This window comes from Halobacillus sp. AWM4_238 (genome assembly GCF_056158265.1).
Map to the genome: position 1 here is coordinate 1,127,067 of NZ_JBSWSY010000002.1, position 19,738 is coordinate 1,146,804.

Annotated in this window: 18 protein-coding genes; 1 reads left to right on the forward strand and 17 read right to left on the reverse strand. The window is 42.9% G+C overall.

What is annotated here, in order from left to right:
• The 10 genes from ACXACN_RS05770 to prsW form a co-directional block, all read right to left on the reverse strand.
• The gene (locus tag ACXACN_RS05770) at positions 1-870 is read right to left on the reverse strand and encodes a YIEGIA family protein (protein ID WP_474962991.1); all 870 of its coding nucleotides are present in this window, start codon (positions 868-870) and stop codon (positions 1-3) included.
• A complete protein-coding gene (locus ACXACN_RS05775; RefSeq protein WP_474962993.1) occupies positions 867-1,460 on the reverse strand; it encodes a YphA family membrane protein in 594 nt (197 codons plus the stop codon). The genes ACXACN_RS05770 and ACXACN_RS05775 overlap by 4 nt, the downstream gene beginning before the upstream one ends.
• A 926-nt stretch (positions 1,461-2,386) precedes the next feature.
• A complete protein-coding gene (gene fni / locus ACXACN_RS05780) occupies positions 2,387-3,409 on the reverse strand; it encodes a type 2 isopentenyl-diphosphate Delta-isomerase (RefSeq protein WP_474962994.1) in 1,023 nt (340 codons plus the stop codon).
• 71 nt (positions 3,410-3,480) lie between these two features.
• Positions 3,481-4,623, reverse strand: coding sequence for a 30S ribosomal protein S1 (gene rpsA / locus ACXACN_RS05785; protein ID WP_474962996.1), 1,143 nt, complete (start codon positions 4,621-4,623; stop codon positions 3,481-3,483).
• A 103-nt stretch (positions 4,624-4,726) separates the two neighbouring features.
• Positions 4,727-5,308, reverse strand: a complete 582-nt coding sequence (locus ACXACN_RS05790; RefSeq protein ID WP_474962998.1) for a lysophospholipid acyltransferase family protein — start codon at positions 5,306-5,308, stop codon at positions 4,727-4,729.
• A 2-nt stretch (positions 5,309-5,310) separates the two neighbouring features.
• Positions 5,311-5,991 (reverse strand): (d)CMP kinase, encoded by a 681-nt coding sequence (cmk, locus tag ACXACN_RS05795; protein ID WP_474962999.1) that lies wholly within the window; start codon positions 5,989-5,991, stop codon positions 5,311-5,313.
• A gap of 121 nt (positions 5,992-6,112) precedes the next feature.
• Positions 6,113-6,781 (reverse strand): flagellar brake protein, encoded by a 669-nt coding sequence (locus tag ACXACN_RS05800; protein ID WP_474963001.1) that lies wholly within the window; start codon positions 6,779-6,781, stop codon positions 6,113-6,115.
• Between the two features lie 108 nt (positions 6,782-6,889).
• Complete coding sequence (ypeB, locus tag ACXACN_RS05805) at positions 6,890-8,230, reverse strand: germination protein YpeB (protein ID WP_474963003.1); 1,341 nt, start codon at positions 8,228-8,230, stop codon at positions 6,890-6,892.
• A gap of 11 nt (positions 8,231-8,241) precedes the next feature.
• Positions 8,242-9,105 carry a spore cortex-lytic enzyme gene (gene sleB / locus ACXACN_RS05810; protein ID WP_474963005.1) on the reverse strand — a complete coding sequence of 288 codons (864 nt, stop codon included), beginning with the start codon at positions 9,103-9,105 and terminating at the stop codon, positions 8,242-8,244.
• A 1,018-nt stretch (positions 9,106-10,123) separates the two neighbouring features.
• Complete coding sequence (gene prsW / locus ACXACN_RS05815; RefSeq protein ID WP_474963007.1) at positions 10,124-10,783, reverse strand: glutamic-type intramembrane protease PrsW; 660 nt, start codon at positions 10,781-10,783, stop codon at positions 10,124-10,126.
• A 91-nt stretch (positions 10,784-10,874) separates the two neighbouring features.
• Here prsW and ACXACN_RS05820 point away from each other — a divergent pair, with 91 nt between their 5' ends.
• Positions 10,875-11,843, forward strand: a complete 969-nt coding sequence (locus ACXACN_RS05820) for an asparaginase (RefSeq protein WP_474963009.1) — start codon at positions 10,875-10,877, stop codon at positions 11,841-11,843.
• A 55-nt stretch (positions 11,844-11,898) separates the two neighbouring features.
• Here the strand turns inward: ACXACN_RS05820 and ACXACN_RS05825 are convergent, their stop codons facing one another.
• The 7 genes from ACXACN_RS05825 to ACXACN_RS05855 form a co-directional block, all read right to left on the reverse strand.
• A complete protein-coding gene (locus ACXACN_RS05825) occupies positions 11,899-12,873 on the reverse strand; it encodes a YpdA family putative bacillithiol disulfide reductase (protein WP_474963011.1) in 975 nt (324 codons plus the stop codon).
• A gap of 256 nt (positions 12,874-13,129) precedes the next feature.
• Positions 13,130-14,410, reverse strand: coding sequence for a Glu/Leu/Phe/Val family dehydrogenase (locus ACXACN_RS05830; RefSeq protein WP_474963012.1), 1,281 nt, complete (start codon positions 14,408-14,410; stop codon positions 13,130-13,132).
• A 149-nt stretch (positions 14,411-14,559) separates the two neighbouring features.
• Positions 14,560-15,480, reverse strand: coding sequence for a D-alanine--D-alanine ligase (locus ACXACN_RS05835; protein ID WP_474963014.1), 921 nt, complete (start codon positions 15,478-15,480; stop codon positions 14,560-14,562).
• Positions 15,481-16,209: 729 nt separating this feature from the next.
• Positions 16,210-16,791: a genetic competence negative regulator gene (locus ACXACN_RS05840; RefSeq protein ID WP_474963015.1), complete on the reverse strand. Its 582-nt coding sequence runs from the start codon at positions 16,789-16,791 to the stop codon at positions 16,210-16,212.
• Positions 16,792-17,043: 252 nt separating this feature from the next.
• On the reverse strand, positions 17,044-17,943 hold the full coding sequence (locus tag ACXACN_RS05845) for a MerR family transcriptional regulator (protein ID WP_474963017.1): 900 nt from the start codon (positions 17,941-17,943) through the stop codon (positions 17,044-17,046).
• 91 nt (positions 17,944-18,034) lie between these two features.
• Entirely contained in the window at positions 18,035-18,805 is a 771-nt protein-coding gene (locus tag ACXACN_RS05850) for a metallophosphoesterase (protein ID WP_474963019.1), read from the reverse strand.
• Between the two features lie 246 nt (positions 18,806-19,051).
• Positions 19,052-19,690 (reverse strand): CBS domain-containing protein, encoded by a 639-nt coding sequence (locus ACXACN_RS05855; RefSeq protein WP_474963020.1) that lies wholly within the window; start codon positions 19,688-19,690, stop codon positions 19,052-19,054.
• Positions 19,691-19,738: the final 48 nt, after the last annotated feature.

Here is a 19,738-nt window from a genome sequence, read left to right on the forward strand (position 1 = left end):
CTACCTTTTTTTCGAAGGCATTTGAATTGCATTTTCAAGTACGGGTACATGTTCAATAATCTCTTTTGCACGCTTCGAGTTCTTCTCTTGAGGGAGAATGAATACGCCAATCCTACCATCATTCAGGTCTCTCTTAATTAATGGTACAAGAGCGGGAGTTCCCGAATCTCGAAAAACGCCAAGGGTTACAGATACATCATGTAAGATCGCCTGCCTTTGTCCAAGGTTTGCAATGGTCGATCGTACGCTGAATTCTTTAGGTGTCAATACGAACCCCATGCCATATTTTAAAATCTCTTCCTGCCTCTCGGGCAGTCCAATGTTCATGATGTAAATGTTATCCACGTACAATCCTGCTCCGTCAAAAGATATGGACTTCTCTTCAACGGTTACGATATCCGACAGCTTCGAACCACTCATTAACATGCCCGATAGAATAAAGCATACAACAGCTGCCCCTAAAGCCACCCAAACATTGAGGGCTAAGTAACAAAGGGTCACTACAAAAGAAGTGAAAATCACGAGGTAATTCCTGCTCTCAAAGGCAACTGCTATCCCTTCAATGTACGTATTGCCACGAGGAACCAGTTCATAGGCGTCCATTTCCGTCAATGTATTCCTTTCCATATTACGTACTTCCCGGAACTGGGAAGCCGCTAACGTCAAAAAAGTTACCGCAGTAAATTCTTTTTCCATGATGGATGGAATTGCAATCGTACCAAGTCCAGCCGCAATAAACCCTAAGGACAAGTGAATGATCTTGCCATGTAGATAAGTCGGGTATTGCCTATAATCCGTACGCAGCATAAAAACTCGAAGAGCTGTACCGACAAGGATTCCGAAGATAATGGGATAAGTGTATTCATTCACACAAAAGCAGCTCCTTTGGATATGGATTTTCTTTTTTTACGTACAAATCTCTTCAATTGATCCACCCCATGAAGAAGGAGCAGCACAAACATCCCTTTTATCGAGAAAGACAGCATCACGTGAGTATCAACGAGACCTTCGTTTTGGTAGACCGCAAAGATAAAGAAGGAAAACAAGGAACCTCCGGCATTTATTAACAACCACAGCCCCATCTGGCCATCTACATCCCTAATAAACATTCGAAGGACACCTACAAGCATGAAAAGGAATAGAGAAATCCCCGGAAAGTTCACCCACACAGGATGAACAATGATAAACATCCAAACAGCTGAGTACCCGGCGCTAAGAATGAAAGGCCAGAAATAGTCAAACATGGGCCTTTTGTGAGATATAAAGAGATAAGTTCCAAATACGAGGAGAATAAGGACATGTAGGTAAAATTGTCCTTTCTGACTCCAAGAAAGCATGTCATATGTAACCATAATGACTCCCAATGTCAATAACAGATCAAATTTCAATTTCCGCCGATGAATAAAAAAGACGACAATCACCGTCATGGACCAAGCAAACCAATAAAATGTTGCCTCCAAAACCCCACACCTCCCTAGCTTCACCCTTTATTATGTGTGGTTCACCAAAGCTTTAAACATGTCGAATCAAGAAAGCAGGCCGTTAGCCGTCGTTTGTGACTTAGTTATTATGTAATATGGCAGGATTCTATAAGGCTTGATTTTGAGACTTTTGTTGAGTGGATCGGGGCTGCGGGGAATGACTCGCTTTCCGCGGGAGCGCGGTGAGCCTCCTCAGGCTAACGCCTTGCGGGGTCTCACCAAGCACTTTTTTCCTGCAGGAGTCTCGCCATTCCCCTCCGCCCCTTTGCAATGTGAGAATCTCGAAATCACTTCTGGAACACTCAGCTTGATGATTGAATAAAGAGGAGAATATTAACCTCTCCACGTTGGGTATTCAGGAAGTAAAAGCTCAATACATAGCGCTTCATGCCTGCGTAGGAGGGAAGAGTGCCTCTATTACATTGGTGTTGCAGGCAAAATGAGATATAAACCATGCTTCGTATTCAGAATAGTATCCACGGAAGTTAACATCCTCCACTCCTTGTAGGTAAAGCAGCTTATCCCAGAAGTAGTTTCGAGATCCTCTTATGGTCAAGGGGCGGAGGGAAAAGGTGAGACTCCTATGGGACGTGTGGGACAGGTGAGACCCCGGAAGGCGTAGCCTGAGGAGGCTCACCGCCCGCCCCATGGAAAGTGTTCAAATGTGGAATCGCCCTGGTAGACACGACTGGCATAAGCAAAACAGCAACGGAATGCGATTTTTCTTTCTGTTGCTGTTCTGATTATGACGCGAGTGTCTGGACGATGGACCTGGACGAACCTTTACCCGGAGCCCCTAAACTCACACAAACTTCTCGAAACTGAGTCTTCAAGAATAGGGAACTTATGTTAAATAAGGCATATAGGAAGATACGTAAAAAAGCCTATGACAAGTTTGTCATAGGCTAATTCATCCTTTGGTCATACCATTGTTTGGTATAACCGAACTTAACATGTGCTTTTCCATTCAACTCTTGAGGTTGATGAGCATTTTGTAGCATCATGGCTATTTTGAATTCATGTAAGATATGTTGGACTTCTTCAATTAATGCGTCTCTTCCTTCATTCACCAGCACCTTGAGCAATGAGCCGGCCATTCCGAACCCTTGTGCACCAAGTACCATTGCTTTTGCTCCATCAAGTCCATTACGAACTCCCCCTGATGCAAAAATATGAAGATCATCATGTATCGACGCCTCTAATACAGATACTGGTGTCGGGATGCCCCAGTTGTTAAATGAAGTGTATGCACGTTCACGCCTCATGTTTTCTACTTTCGAGAAGTTTGTGCCCCCTCTGCCTCCAACATCAAGGTAACGAACACCCATTTCATAGAGTGTATCGGCGGTTTCTTTAGACATTCCATATCCCACTTCTTTTATTATGACTGGAACGTGCATATGATCAACGATGTCCTGAATCCTTTGCATCCGTTGCGTGAAATCGCGATCCCCTTCAGGCATAATCATTTCCTGAAGGGTGTTGATATGAATTTGCAGCGCATTGGCTTGAAGCATATCAACCGCTTCCTTCGCTTGTTCTAAAGTGGCTTCACTGCCAACATTAGCAAAGATCACCCCATCAGGATTCACTTCCCGAACAATTTCATACGTTTTTCTTTCTTCGGCATTTTTCAATGCTGACATTTGAGAACCGACAGCCATCCCGATTCCGGTCTCTTTGGCTACTATAGCCAAATTTCGGTTGATCGACATCGTCTCTTCTCCGCCGCCGCCAGTCATCGCATTAACAAAAAGAGGGGAACTTAAGTAAAGTTCCCCTACTTTTATATTCATTTGTATATCCTCAAAATTGAGACGGGCAAGACTTTGATGAACTATTTCAATATCATCAAAGTGATTATGAAACTCCCGTTCGTGACTGATGGCATGGCGGATATGGTCAATCTTTCTTTTAGACCTGCTCATATCCATCCCTACTTTTTTCAACTCTTTAGCAACGATACTGATTATATGAACAGCATCGGTTCGTTTAGAGCTTATTTTTTGTATTTATCAAGCTTGTCGCCAATCATGTCACTCAAAGAGAACCCTGAATTGTCCTCTTCTCTCTCATACTGTTGAATTTCTGCACGAGTCTCGTCACGCTCCAACTCTTTCATGCTCAATGAAAGGCGTTTAGCGTTCTCGTCAACATCCAGCACTTTCACCTCAACCGTTTGTCCTTCTTCTAGAACTTCATCAGGTGTACCGATGTGACGGTTGGATATTTGTGAAATGTGGACAAGACCTTCGACTCCTGGGAACACTTCAACGAAAGCTCCGAAGCTTACGAGACGACGAACCGTTCCTTCAAGGGTTTCACCTGTGTTCACTTTTGAAGTGATGTCATGCCAAGGTCCTGGCTGAGTAGCTTTCAATGAAAGAGAGATTCTCTCATTGTCACGATCGACGGAAAGTACTTTGACTTTGACTTCTTGACCTTCTTCAACAACGTCAGATGCTTTTTCCACATGTTGGTGGGATAGCTGGGAGATATGTACAAGTCCGTCAATACCTCCAAGGTTTACAAAAGCACCAAAGTCAGTCAAACGTTGTACTGTACCTTCGATTACTTGTCCTTCTTCTAGAGATTGTAGCACTTCATGCTTTTTCGCTGACTCTTCTTGCTCAACGACTGCACGGTGGGAAAGGATTACACGGTTTTGCTCACGATCCAATTCCACGACTTTAAGGGAAAGTGTCTTTCCTTTATAGTCTTCAAAATCTTCAACGTAATACGTTTCAACCAAAGAAGCTGGAATGAATCCACGCAGGCCGATATCGACAACAAGCCCACCTTTGACAACATCCTTGACTTCAGCTTCAAAGATTTCTCCGCTTTCAAATTTAGCTTCTAAATCTTCCCATGCCTTGTCAGCATCGACGGCACGTTTAGAAAGTACGATTTCATCATCTTCCACTTTCTTCACTTGTAGAGTGAGTTCGTCTCCTTCACTCACTGCATCAGAAGCTTTTTCAACATGAAGGCTGGATAATTCACTGATAGGTACAATACCTTCGACTTTATATCCAACATCTACAAGGACCTGTTTTTCTTCAATCTTCACGACTTTACCAGTCACGATGTCCCCTGCAGAGAATTCTTTCATTCCAGATACTTCTTGATTCATTTCATCCATACCAAGCTACCTCCTTCAAATTCCGACACAACCTAATAATACAGAAATGCCCTTTTGTCTAACTTCTAATATTTAGAGCATTTTGTCAAGTGATTACGCCTCATCATTGATGAATTTTATGCAATTGTCTGATTTCTTCCATGATTCGATCTGTGACAACTTGGGCTGAAGCCTTCTGCTCACGATATTCCGACATATCAATCGGTTCTCCGTAAACCACTTTCAATTTCTTGAACTTTTTGTAGGGTCCGATGATCGCACAAGGTACGATCGTAGCTTCGGATCTCAAAGCAAAGAATCCGGCCCCAGCGAGGCCCTTACCGACTTCACCGTTTTTTTGCCTTGTTCCTTCAGGAAAAAGACCAAGTGCGTGGCCTTCTTTTAATACATCCAGACCTTTTCTTAAGGCGTTCCTATCCCTCATGCCACGTTTGATCGGAAAAGCATGGACTTTTTTCAATATACCCCCAATGACTGGGTTTTTAAACAACTCTTCTTTTGCAAGGAAGTAAATGTTCCGACTGCTCGTTATACCTACAACAGGTGGGTCCAGGTTTGAAATATGATTGGAGCAAATAATTACAGGACCCTCAGCAGGGATGTTCTTTTTTCCGACGGTTTGTATTCGGTACATCGGATATAAGATGATGCTGCACAAGGCTTTTCCTAGTTTGTATAAATTCATCCCTACTCCCCTTTCTCCTTACTCTCTTGCACGATGGTTAAAATGGCGTCTACCACATCATCAATATTCATTGACGTCGTATCAATTTCAATGGCATCTTCTGCTTTTACCAACGGTGCGATTTCCCGGTTGGAGTCAATTTCATCACGTTTTCGGATTTCTTCTTTCAATTGATTCAAATCGGACGGGAAGCCTTTTTCAAGATTTTCTTTATGACGCCTTTCTGCTCTTTCTTCCACAGAAGCGATCATGAAGACCTTCACTTCCGCATCTGGAAGCACATGGGTTCCGATATCTCGGCCATCCATAACGACACCTTTGTCTTTTACAAGCTCCTGTTGTCTTTGAACCATCTCTTCCCGAACTTTTTTGTGTTTTGCGACGAGCGACACTTGATTGGTCACTTCTGATGTCCTGATTTCGTCTGAAACGTCACGTTGGTCCAGGATGACCCTTTGTCCAACGTCACTCTGAACCAGGTTCAAATCCGATTGACTCAGAAGGTGAGCGAGTCCATTTTCGTCTTCTAGTGAAACATTTTGTTTTAAAGCTTTCCATGTCAATGCACGGTACATAGCCCCCGTATCCACATAAATGAAAGAGAGCTTTTCTGCGACTTTTTTTGCTACAGTACTTTTTCCGGCTGCCGCTGGGCCGTCAATGGCAATTGTCATTGTGTTCATACGATCCGTATCCTCCATCTGTCTTATCAAAGAGAAAACGCACTGTCACAGCGCGTTTTCTCTAAAATTTTTGCTTCATGATCAAAGTCAAGAATAACATAATTGGACCACAAAAATCCATTTATTTGAGTGCCCTTTTCCGCGCCTGCATTTGTTGTTCAAAACAATACTTGATAATCAGCTGTCTATCTTTTTCATGAATATCGTTAAATTCAATAGAAACCTTTTCAGGCTGGTGATCTTTAGCGGAAATGACGCGGATGACCTCGCCTCCTGCGAACACATAATGCGTCTCTCCCGTATTCATCGGGAGGACAAGAGTCAAGTCGAGCTTTTCCTCTTCCGATAATTTTTCAGACGGCGATTGTAAGACCATCACGCCTCCTCCACTAATATCGTTCGTAATGGTAGGAAAAGAACTTGTTGTTCCTGCTACACATACAGCCACATCTACACTTGCATCCACACGGACATATTTCCGTCTCTGGATCCTGTTTAAAGCTTCCGAACCAGGAAAGAGTAATCCTATGACTGGAATATTCCTTTTTTCTCTTGCAAACACCTCCGTCTTAAACCAATAAACCGATTGGTCTTGACCGACGAAGCTTGCTTGAAACTGTGTGCCATCCAGAAAAAAACCGGTTCGGCCTGTTTCAGTATGTACAGGGTAATCAATGTAAATTTTATTACCCTCGAAATCCACCAACTTACACCTATATTGATCGACTTCATCCCCATCTGGCTTTTTTAACTCCAGTGTGAGAGGTGTTCCTACCTTCAAGTTCTGCATCCTGCTCCCCCTCCATGTATATGGTTCTATTATCTCACGTCTCTTTATAAAAAGGAAGATGGTAGGTCTAAAGGCAGAGAAAAAGGACCCTGATGAAAGGGTCCTTTTTCAGACTTCCTGGTTAAATTTGATCTCTGCTTTTTTCAGTGTTTCCACTTTTTCTTCTTGGCCATTGCTGGCATTGATAAATATACGGTAGGTTGTGTTTTCCATCGTAGCTAGGAATTCATAACAGAGAACTTGTTCTTTGACATCATTTTCAATTACAGAAAGATGGTGCTCCTGAATTTCAACATTTGGATTCACTTTCTCCCTTGCTTCTTCCACCGAAATTTCCGGTTCATTAAGCTCTCGCTCACTATGGAAATTGTAATAATCACGGGCACTCATACCTAGTACTTCCCCGTTATCAAGGGCTACTTTTACGACAACAGAATCAGGGAAGAACCTGACATCATTTTGAGTGTATAGAAAACGGAAAACACCCATCTTATCGTACTGATTGCTTTCAACGAGTTCAAGGTTTGATATTTTCAAACCCTTGACATATTCCTTTGCCTTTTCAGAAGCTTCATAAAGAGAAATTTTAGGATCCTGTACTTCACGGCTGATCATAATGGTCAAAGGGTGCCCCCCTTTTTCCGTTAAATCGATGTACCCATTCTTATCCCCGTTTTGGAAGGAAGCCGTGTACATGGGTACATCCGCACCTTTTCCTGATCTGGTCATCGTCAACTTATCAGTAGATACTTTTTCCAGCCACTGACTGGCTATTTTCTTTGCTTGATTTTCATTAATTTTTTCACCTTTTAGGTGTCGGTAGCTTTTTTCAGGGCCTGAGGTACCGAGTCCTGTTTGCGTCACCGAGTCTTCGAATCCATCGACAGATTTTTCTACGGTTTTAAATCCATTGACGATCGTATTATCCCCGACTTCATCGTTCGTAGCTAAGGCAAGCTCAACATCCATCCATCTAAGGTTATCACTCAGGACAACATTTTGTACCTTTCTGAGTTCGCCTTCAATTTCACCTGACTTCTGGTGAAGCTTTTCCAACATCTGAACTTCCTCTTCACTGAGGGGTTTCTTTTCCAGGTCCCGAACAGCTGTCCGGTAAGCAAACTCACCGATATCATATAAGAATTCTTCTGTCTTATTAAAAGGGAGAAGAGTCAAAGGCAGTTGACCCACATCTGTACTAGCCTCAGACGAAATTTTCCATATTTCAGCGAGTTGAGGCGATAGCCGGTTTCGAGAGTTCATCGCTAAGCTTGAACCGATTTTGTCATGAAGAAGGTCGACATTGTAAGTCAGTTCATGAAAGGCCCGTTGATAACTGTTCTCCGCCTGGATTAAGATGGCATTTTTATCCTGATTCTCTTTATATCCCCAAACGCCTGCTCCGATCGTAGTTATACTCAATAATATGATGGCGATCCATTTTCCCATGCGCCCACCTCCTATTTACAGAAAATATGTTTGCCGATTTGTTTGATTTGTGGCCTTGACCAAATCCAATCCGATGTAGCTGTGACCGGGTTGAAGTAATACAAGGCCTGACCAGAAGGGTCCCATCCATTAATCGCATCCATAACCGCATCTTTTGCCTGATCATTAGGTTCAAGCCAAATTTGACCATCTGCTACCGCTGTAAAAGCACGAGGTTCAAAGATGACACCAGATGCATTATTCGGAAATGAAGCACTCTTGATCCTGTTCAGGATGACAGCTGCTACGGCAACTTGACCTACATAAGGCTCTCCGCGAGCTTCTCCGTACACAGCGTTTGCCATCAATTGAATATCGTTTTGAGAATATCCACTTGGAACGTTAACAGCTGTCGGTTCTTGTGGTTGTTGTTGCTGTTGTTGCTGATTTTGTTGCTGATTTTGTTGTTGGTTTTGTTGAGTTTGTTGTTTGTTCCCTTGTTTGGTTTGTTGAGATTTAGGAACGCCTCCATAATGTGTGAAGTCTTTCCCCTGCCTGATTTGTTCTTTGACATAACCCTCATCATAGTTACTCGCTTTATTCAGCTTATTTTTCACTTCCTGCCCCACAAGACCATCGATCTCCAGACCAAATTCATACTGGAAATTCCGTACGGCCCAGTAGGTACCCCAACCGAAAACACCATCAATCTCTCCGTTGTAGAAACCTAAGTACTGCAGCCTGGATTGAAGTTCAATAACATCATCCCCTGTTGCCCCTTGCTGAATGACCTGATTTGAAAAACCTAGGACAGGTTTGACATAGGTCAACTCTGATAGAGGGAAAACCAACAAGGTTATACCCAAAAAAACGACCATCGTCTTCTTCCATAACATCCAATATCCACCCCTGACCCAATAGTTTTGTTATAGGGGTAGTTTTTAACAGAACCAAAAGATTATGCATAATTTCATTCCTGAGCTCTGTTAACTAAGAAAGAGTAAATAATGATCCCTGTTATGACTCTGGAATCTACATAAGCGTCCTATAGTGGAAGACTCAGTTTCGAGATGTTCCCGGGGCTCGTTGCCTGGTTGAGCGTCAGGGGTGGCTGGAAAGCAACTCGCTTTCCTGCGGGGATGACGGCAAGCCTCCTCGGACTTCGTCCTGTGGGGTCTCGCCAGCCAATCCATTCCCGCGGGAGTCTCGCAGCTTCCCAACCACCCCATTCGATGTAGGAGAGAAACGACCCCCTTTACCAAGTTGGAATGTCTTCCACTATCCCCTGTTAGAAGTATAAAGCGCTCTGCATCAAGGTTTTACGTCCTGTAGAACGGTTTATTTAATCTAATATCGTTTATGATAAAAGCTGATCTTTTAGCCGTGGTTTCGAGAATCTACCCATGGCAAAGGGTCGGAGGGAAACGGTGAGACTCCTATCTTAAGTGTGGAGGCGCCTTGAACAGCGGCGTATGGACTGGACTGAGCTGGCGGAGATAAAGGAAACACGAAGAACGGAGTGATTCGATGTTGACTTATCGTACAGAAGCGAGGGAAGTCTCACTAGCCGCTAGGCGCCGGAACTGGATATCTACGAAGAACTGCGTGGTAGATGAGACCCCGCAGAGCGTTAGCTCGAGGAGGCTCATCACTCGCCCACGGAAAGTGTTCAAATGCGGAATCGTTCTGGTAGACACGACTGGCATAAGCAGAACAGCAACGGAATGTGCCTTTTCATTCCTTTGCTGTTCTGCTTATGACGCGAGTGTCTGGACGATGGAGCAAGACGAACCTTTTCCCTCCGACCCTTAACTCCCACTACAGACTCGAAATCAAGCCTTACACAATCCTGACATATTGTTCAATAACTATGCTGAACATTAAATAAAAAAAGAACAGCTCGGAAGCTGTTCTTCATAGTTTTAATAATTTTTCATGATGCTGATTGGCTAGCTTAATTTTACGAAGACCGATCAGCCACAAGACAATCATGAAAGGTGTGATCCAATACATCCATGTCATTTCCTTTACAGTAATGATGTAATCATAAATGACGTGAAACCCTACGGGAATGATTAGCGCTAAAGCTAAACACAAGGTGGACCGATTTGTTCTGAACTTCGCTTTCCCTATATAATAGCCCATGATAATTCCGAAAAGGGCATGAGAAGAAACAGGGAACACAGCCCGTAAAATGGCAATTTCAATCCCATTTTGAAAAAGGTAGATAATATTTTCTATCGTTGCAAAACCTAAACTCACAGCCACACCGTAAATGATCCCGTCGTAATGATGGTCAAAATCTGCATGGCGGTAGGCTACAAAAAGCAAAAAGAACCATTTGAAGAATTCTTCAAGTAATCCAGCGAGAAAAAAAGATTTCAAAAATGACGAATGAAAAACATTTTCGGCTTCGAAAGCATATTGTACGAACATAATAGGAAACACCATAATGACGCCTATGATAAACATTCGTATAATTAAAGGAAGGGGTTCTAATTCAATTCGTTTACTCAAGTATATAAATGTCATAATGGCCACAGCAGGAGATATAGCGGCAGTCAATATGGCCATGTTTCTCAACCCTCTCTCTTTCATTCACCTAAGATTCATCGTATCATGAAGGTATGAGAAAAGGAACATTAGAATGGAAGATGGTGTAATTATGAAGCGTATACTAGTCATTCACACAGGTGGCACAATATCCATGCAGGAAAACAAAGACACAGGTGAAGTGAATACTTCATCCAAGCACCCTTTGGATGAATTCTCTACCATGCTTAAAGGGAACACAGTTATTGAAGACGAAATTTTATTTCACCTCCCTTCCCCGCATATCCGACCGGATCACATGCTGAAGTTAGGAAGATCCATCCACGAAAAAATGTCCAAAAAAAACTATGATGGCATCGTCATTACGCACGGGACGGACACATTAGAAGAAACCGCTTATTTTTTGGACTTGTTTTTGCAGACGAGAAAACCCGTGGTTGTAACCGGAGCTATGCGGTCTAGTAATGAAATCGGTTCAGATGGGTTGTACAATCTGCTTAGCGCGATTCGAGTAGCCAATTGTGATGAAGCACAGGACAAAGGTGTCCTTGTAGTCATGAACGATGAAATTCACACGGCAAGAAATGTAACAAAAACGAGCACGAGTAATGTAGCAACCTTCCAAAGTCCCCAATACGGTCCGATCGGGATCACAACGAAGACGGAAGTATTTTTCCACCACAAAATGACAAGGCATGATTCTTATCCGATTCAAAAGATCGGAAAACATGTGTCACTCATAAAAGCTTATGCTGGAATGGATGGTTCATTAATTGATGCTGTACGAGAGAGCGGTGTGAACGGACTTGTCATTGAAGCTCTAGGTCAAGGAAATCTGCCTCCTGAAACCTTGGATGCTCTAAAGCGGACGTTAGATGAGTCCATTCCGGTCGTCTTGGTTTCCCGTTGTTACCAGGGAATTGTTCAGGATACATACGGTTATCCAGGTGGAGGGCGCCAGTTAAAAGAAATGGGAATCATTTTTGCTAATGGTCTAACTGGACCGAAGGCACGAATTAAACTTATGGTTGCGCTCGAGATGACGTCGAACCTGACTGAACTGGAACATATGTTCAGCTAAGCGTATCAAGAGCAAAAAAATAAGCCTGGAGTCCAAGTGACTTCAGGCTTATTTTTTATTTAGCAGGGATAGCTTTAGCTATCTTGGATCCATGGTGTCTTCCATTCTCAATGAAAATTTCATTGTTGTTGTAGCCGGCAGCAATGACTCCTGCGATATAGATTCCAGAAACGTTCGTTTCCATCGTATCCTCATCAAATGCGGGCCTTCCTGTTTCTTCATCCATTTCTACACCCATTTTTGTCAAAAACGCATGGTCAGGACGATACCCTGTCATAGCAAAGACAAAGTCATTGTCTATACGCTTTTCCTCACCTTTACACTCATAGACAACCTCGTCCCTGGTGATTTCTTTCACGTTCGCACAAAATTCCATATCAATGATTCCTTTTCTAACGAGTGCTTCAAATTGAGGCAGAATCCATGGCTTAATGCTTTTTGAATAATCTTCACCACGATAAAGAACGGTGATGTGAGCTCCTGATTTTTCCAATTCCAATGCAGCATCGGCAGCGGAATTCTTCCCTCCTATAATCACCACGTTCTTTTTGTAATAGGGATGGCCTTCTTTAAAATAGTGCATCACTTTCGGCAGACCTTCACCTTTTACATTCATATAGTTCGGTTGATCATAGTAGCCAGTCGCGACGACGATTTGGTCGGCAAGATATGTTTTTTCGGAACCGTCTTCTTTTTCTGTATGGAGGGTAAACCCTTGATCACCCCGCTCCACCTGCGTCACCTTTTCATAAGTGTTTACTCGAAGATCTTCCCGTCCCGACACGGCTCGATAATAGGCCAGTGCTTCATTTCGCACAGGTTTCTGGCGCTCTGAAATGAAAGGGATGTTTCCTATTTCCAGCTTTTCACTCGAACTGAAAAACGTCTGATGCGTCGGGTAATGGTAAATCGAATTGACGATGTTCCCTTTTTCTATAATTAGGGGTTCGAACCCTTCTTTTTGCAATTCGATGGCTGCACTCATTCCACAAGGTCCACCACCGATGATAATGACATGTTCTTGTTGCAAGACCAACACTCCTCTTTCTTTCCCAATAAAGGTCATACCTTTTTCAATATGGTAAGGTTTCCATACACACTGTTCATGCGGCAGTTTGGGCTCTAGTACACCAGGGAACAAAACATTCTGGCACATTAGAGCGGTATTCGATAATTAGGACCCCATTTATTTACGAACTTTAAAGAGTCACAGGTATGTTTCTTTCAAACAAAAAAATGAATCTCCTATCATACCCATGATAGGAGATTGCATTCTTAGAATCAAGTCAGATCCATCCACGGAATCTCGATGCTTCCGCCATTTTTCTAACACCGACCATATAAGCCGCCAATCGCATATCTACACGACGTGTTTCAGACGTTCGATAAACGTTGTCAAACCCTTTGACAATGACTTTGTGAAGCTTTTCATCCACTTCTTCTTCCGTCCAGTAATACCCCTGGTTGTTCTGTACCCATTCGAAATAAGATACTGTCACGCCTCCTGAAGAAGCCAACACGTCAGGGACAAGGAGAATGCCACGTTCAGATAGAATCCTCGTAGCATCCAATGTCGTTGGACCATTCGCTGCTTCAACGACGATGCTTGCTTTTATGTTATGGGCATTATCTTCCGTAATTTGATTCTCGATCGCTGCAGGTACGAGGATGTCACAATCAAGCTCTAACAGCTGCTCATTCGTAATGGTATTCTTGAATAAGTTTGTAACGGTCCCAAAGCTGTCACGACGATCTAATAAGTAGTCAATATCAAGTCCATCAGGGTCATGAAGTCCACCGTAGGCATCCGAAATACCAATCACTTTAGCACCACGGTCATGCATGAATTTCGCCAGAAAGCTTCCGGCATTACCGAAACCCTGAACAACAACTCTTGCACCTTCTACGTTGATTCCCTTTTTCTTGGCTGCTTCTTCTATACATATGGTCACACCTTTAGCCGTCGCTGTTTCCCGGCCGTGGGAACCACCAAGCACAAGAGGCTTTCCTGTAATAAAACCAGGATTATTGAATTCATCAATCCGGCTGTATTCATCCATCATCCAGGCCATTATTTGAGAGTTTGTAAATACGTCAGGAGCAGGGATATCTTTCGTTGGTCCTACAATTTGACTGATGGCTCGCACGTATCCGCGGCTGACTCCTTCTAGTTCACGGAAGGACATTTCACGAGGATCACATACGATCCCCCCTTTACCTCCACCGTATGGAAGGTCGACAATTCCTGCTTTCAAACTCATCCAAATAGAGAGCGCCTTGACTTCTTTTTCAGAAACGTTCGGGTGGAAGCGGACGCCTCCCTTTGTTGGACCGACCGCATCATTGTGCTGGGAGCGGTAGCCTGTGAAGATTTTGATCTGATCATTATCCATACGAACCGGAATTCGTACCGTCATCATCCTTACAGGTTCTTTCATCAATTCATATACTTCATTTGGATAACCTAATTTATCAAGTGCTTTTTTGACCACCGTCTGAGTGGACTTCAACACATCGAGTTTGTCATTATTTTGGTTTGCAGAATCTGTTGGCTTATCGGCTACCATCCATTTACCTCCTATATCAATCCATTCGATTAGGGCTCGTTCTTCAGTGATTAGTATACACGTTCACTACCAATTAGGAAAGCTGAATGCGGCTTTTTCTAACCGTTTTCAAAGAAAAATTGTAAACGTTTACACTTGTGTGTCGTTATTTACGATAGCTCTACGAATTTTTGGATAAGGTCGTCATAACTTAACCCGATTGCCTGAGCCGAATCAGGGAAAAGGCTTGTCGGTGTCATCCCTGGCAATGTGTTCACTTCCAAAATGATGGGTTCATCCTGTTCATTGATAATGAAGTCAACGCGTGAATAAACATCACACCCAAGAAGTTGATGTGCCAAAACGGCGTCTTGCTGCAGTTGTGCTGTCATCTTGTCACTCACTTTGGCTGGTACGATATGTTCACTGCCTCCAGGTTTATATTTTGAATCAAAATCATAATAATCATTCTTAGGAATAATCTCTATGACAGGCAGTGCCTGTTCTTTCCCTTTGCGTCCCATGACAGGTACCGTCACTTCTCTACCTTTGACATAGTCTTCTACTAGAATCATAGAGTCCGATTGTGCAGCCGTTTCAATGGCTTGACGTATGTCCTCATCTTTCTTGACGATGGTTAGACCTAAAGTAGAACCTTCCTGATTCGGTTTTATGACGAATGGAAGAGTAAACGTTTGTTTGACTTCATCCTCGATTACAGAAAATTGACTTTGATCTGTTACATCAAACACTTCACTTTTCGCTGTGTGTAAACCGTTCAAAGAGAAGATTTGTTTGGATTTCGCTTTATCCATAGCCAGGGCTGAAGCTAAAACGCCTGAACCGACGTATGGAATGCCAAGCATATCTAAGAGACCTTGGATCTTTCCATCTTCACCGAAACGCCCATGCAACCCGATGAACACTAGGTCCACGTCTAAATTCAGTACTTCCTCCAGTTTATCAGGAGAAAAATCAATCGCTGTAACGTCGTGTCCTTTGTTCTCCAACGCTTTTATGATTCCCTTTCCAGTTGAGAGAGAAACTTCTCGTTCCCCTGATGTACCACCATATAAAACCGCAATCTTCATTTGTTACACTCCATTCCATAGACCGCAAAATATTAATTAACTTATACCAACTCTTATCTTAACATGTTCCCTTTCAAGCATCTATTTAAAAATCGCGCTCAGGATTATTCAAAAAATTCTCTGTAAATATCCATCTCAAAACTATACTCCCTTTTCTTGAAGGCGCAGTTTCGAGATGTCATCGGGATTCGTTTGCCACATGGGAGCAAGGGGGGAAACCACTCGTTTTCATGCGGGAGAGCGCCGAGCTTCTTCGGACTTCGTCCTGTGGGATATCGCAGCTTCCCCCATTCGATGCATGGATAAAACGAACCCCTTTAACACGTGAGTGTGTCTTCCACTATCTCGGCGATGCAGACATAAAACGCTCTATTCCAAGCTTTCATATTAGAATAGCTTCTGTGGAAGATAGCACATGCCTCTTTCCTTATGAGTAAAGCACCTTTTCATGGAAGTAGTTTCGAGACATTCTTATGGCAAAGGGCGGAGGGGAATGGCGAGACTCCTGCGGGAAAAAAGTGCAGGGTGAGACCCCACAGGACGCAGTCCGAGGAGGCTCACCGCGCTCCCGCGGAAAGCGAGTCATTCCCCGCAGTCCTACCCACAACACAAAATTCTCGAAACTGAGTCTTCCACAATCCACCCAGTTTGTTGAATAACTATCCAGTTTGATCTTCATCTTCATGTCATAAAAAAAGAACGACTCTTGTGAAGTGTCGCTCTTGCAGTTTATGAAAAATGTTTATAGATGGTTCGGCATGCATCTTTGTCCATGATTTGTTTTCCATATTCAATCAAGCGGTGCGATGTCGCTGCTGTAGCGGATGCATACTCAGACAATAACGCAATCACTTGGTCTTGATCTAAATGAAAGATATCTTCATCTTCTAGAAGCATATAATAGGATTCATGATAGAAGAACACACGGCCTCCGGTTACATCAAGCTGATATAGCTGATGCCCTGCCTGGATGACATGTTCGAAGTCTTCAAACGAGAACATCATCTCTTTACTTTCATCCAAAGTGACTTTCATTTCAATGTAATCTTCATCGTCTTCGATATCGGCGGGCTCTGTTTTTGTTACGACGACTAACATGCCTTGCGCCTGCAGGAGATACACCTGTACCAACAGGACACCAGACAGTTCGACACCCAGTTCGATTCCAGCATCATACATCATATCACTGAAAATACGATGCACTCTCGGTAAATCACTCCAAAGCTCCTCACGAGACAAACCTCGATCCATTAGATCATCAAACGTAAGGAAGATTTTAAACTTCTCATTTGTCATTCTTTCCACTCGCACATGATCGCCCCCCTGTCACGATGTGTTATCTATATCTTATGATGACTGATGCGATTATGGCACCTTTTTTCAAATTATATCTAACGAATTGGGCATGGGCAAACATTTTTCAATCGTAACTAAAAGGGTATGTAGATGAATCGACTGATCAAAGAGAAGTGGATTCCATCAAAAGAATGGAACGGCCCCCGTCACAAGAAGGTCCGTTCCATTCTTTTAGATACCTTTAGGTTAAATGATCCGTGTTAAACGCTAGGTGGTTTGCAGCCAGCGTTCCCATGCTTTTTTAGAGTTTCCTACAATAAATGGCTGGATCCGTTTTTTATCAAGTTCAGAAAGACGATCATACGCATAGCCGCCGAGGCCGATTTTCAATTCGGGGTACTGTTTTTGCAACGATTCTGCCAGCCTTACAGTGATTGGGATATTTTTTTTGAGGGTGCATGACATGAACATGTACGTGGGGTCAATTTCATCGATGACAACATCAATGTCTCCCCCTGCAATGCTTTGACCGAGATATATGACATCATACCCTTTTCGTTTCAAGAAAAGAGCAAAGATGAGCAATCCTAATTCATGACGTTCATTAGGACCACACACAAGCAGAGCTTTTGGCAGCATTCCTTCTACAGGAATAGACAAAAGCATCATGCCGATCCTTGAACGGATGAACTGGCTGGCGAAGTGCTCGTGGGCACTCGTAATCCGGTTTTCCTCCCATAAATCACCGACTTTCACCAAAATGGGGCCGATGATATCGATGGCGACCGTCTCTGGTGTAAATAAACTAAACGCATGATCCAGATGACGCTGGGCATCGTTTTCATTAAATGAGAGCAGGCTGTTCAGCAGCTCGTCCCCTATTTTATCGAGTTCGGTTTTATGTTCAGATTCATTAGAACTTGACAGCACTTCTTCGTTGCTTTCTAACAAAGAAACAGCTTGTGATATGGTGAATCCTTTGTTCACTTTTTCCATCAACCATTTTAGAATTCGGACATGATCATCCGTGTACAGACGATGGCCAGCCTCATTTCTAGATGGGCGTATCATTTTGTATCTTCTTTCCCAGGCACGGAGCGTACCCGGCTGTATTCCTAATAACTGTGACACAGCTTTAATATTGTATTTCGCTTTTGTTGTAGCCATAAGTCTGCCTCCACCCGTCCATTTTCCCTTATTATATAGGATGTCTAGATTGTGTGTAAAATTTCAATATTCTCCTATATGTTTTGGAAGTTTATTCAATTTCCGGGACCAGCTCTATCCAATGACATTCTGCTCTTGTACCCAGACGGAGAGGCAATAATGATGTCCCATATCCCTCGCTCACGAGCAAAGACTGATGGTCATTCATTGACCATCCACCCCTTTCATAAGGCCCGAAACCAAAGATCCGTATTTGACCTCCATGTGTATGGCCGCTTATAACCAGATCAAATCTCTCTTTGGACTCATCGTTCATTTGCTTAAAAACATACGGATCATGCACACAAAGGATCTGCAGATATTTTTTATCCTCTATGTAAGACGCGTTACGAATCGGTTTCATGAAATAAGGATCCAAAGCGCTTAATACCACAGGTAAACCATTGGAAAACTCTATACATTCATCTTCATTCGAAAGGGGAACGACTCCTTCTCTGACCAACTCATCTAAAAAAGATCCAAAATTCCATTCGTGATCATTGTTCCCAGGTATGAAGTAAACCGGAGCACCCCACTTTTTCAATATGGAAAGGTTGTGTTTGAACCGCTCCTTCGAAGTTCTTTTATCTACAAAATCTCCTCCAATGATCACTAGGTCCACGGAGCTTATTTGATTGAACGTCTTTACCTTCAATTTCCGGTTATGTATATCGCTGATGAATAATAGTTGTACGCTTTGTTTCGCGCCCAACTCACGACAAGTCAATTGTTTCTGTCGGAGGTGATCCTTTTCGGATAAAAAATACATGTAACCCAATAGAGACAGACCACCTAAAATACCGAGTAGCACCAACCAAACCATATGGACCCCCCTCTTCATTAGAGTAGAACCTATATATTATCACAACCGCCCCCTCGTTTTAAAACATTCATACACTAAAATCATGCGTTTCATGATCAAAGGGAAATGTTCATACCATTCAGTCAGTACCCTTGACTACAATCCATACCTGTTCGTTCCACATTGAACATAACAAAACCGCTCATAATCGCACGATGAGCGGTTTCATTATGTTCCTATGCCATACCAAAGGAATGTCAAACACAATCACACATTCTTTACGCTCAAGATCCTAAAGCCCGTCTTCTCAAGTTTTTTCGTGAATGCTTCAATATTATCGTTGTCTTCAATCTTCAACACAATTCTTCTGGCAAGTTTGTCGGTTTCATCAAACGTAGCCAGTGAAATGACGTTTTCATGATAACTCTTTATAATATCCCCAAGTCTCTCGATCCTTCCAGATGACTCTTCAGAAGTGAAAGCGATTCTTACTCCTTTTTTGTTGACGCCGAAGGCACTTTCAAACTGTTCAATGACATCGTATCTCGTCACAAGGCCGAGAAACTTTTTGGATTGGTCCACGACAGCCAGTACAGAAAAACCCTTGAACATAGGCAGCGTCCGTTCGAAAACTTCTTCATTATGAATATGATAGTCTTCATGCATAGCAACGTCACCAGCCGTCGTCTCGCTAAGAAAACTTTTTCGATCTATGCCTTCGTCCGAATTAAAATAGGCTCGAAAAATGATTTCTTTAGAAATCATTCCTGTGAATTGACCTGCCTTCAAGACAGGCATGGCCTCTACATCTTTATCATCAAGTACTTTCAAAACACCTGAAAGGGATTCGGTTGATTCCGCCGTGAAGGATTTGTGGGCGGGTTTCATAATTCCTTTAACAAACATACACTCACCTCTTCTTTTAATTTGCACGGTTATTATTTCGCCATCTGC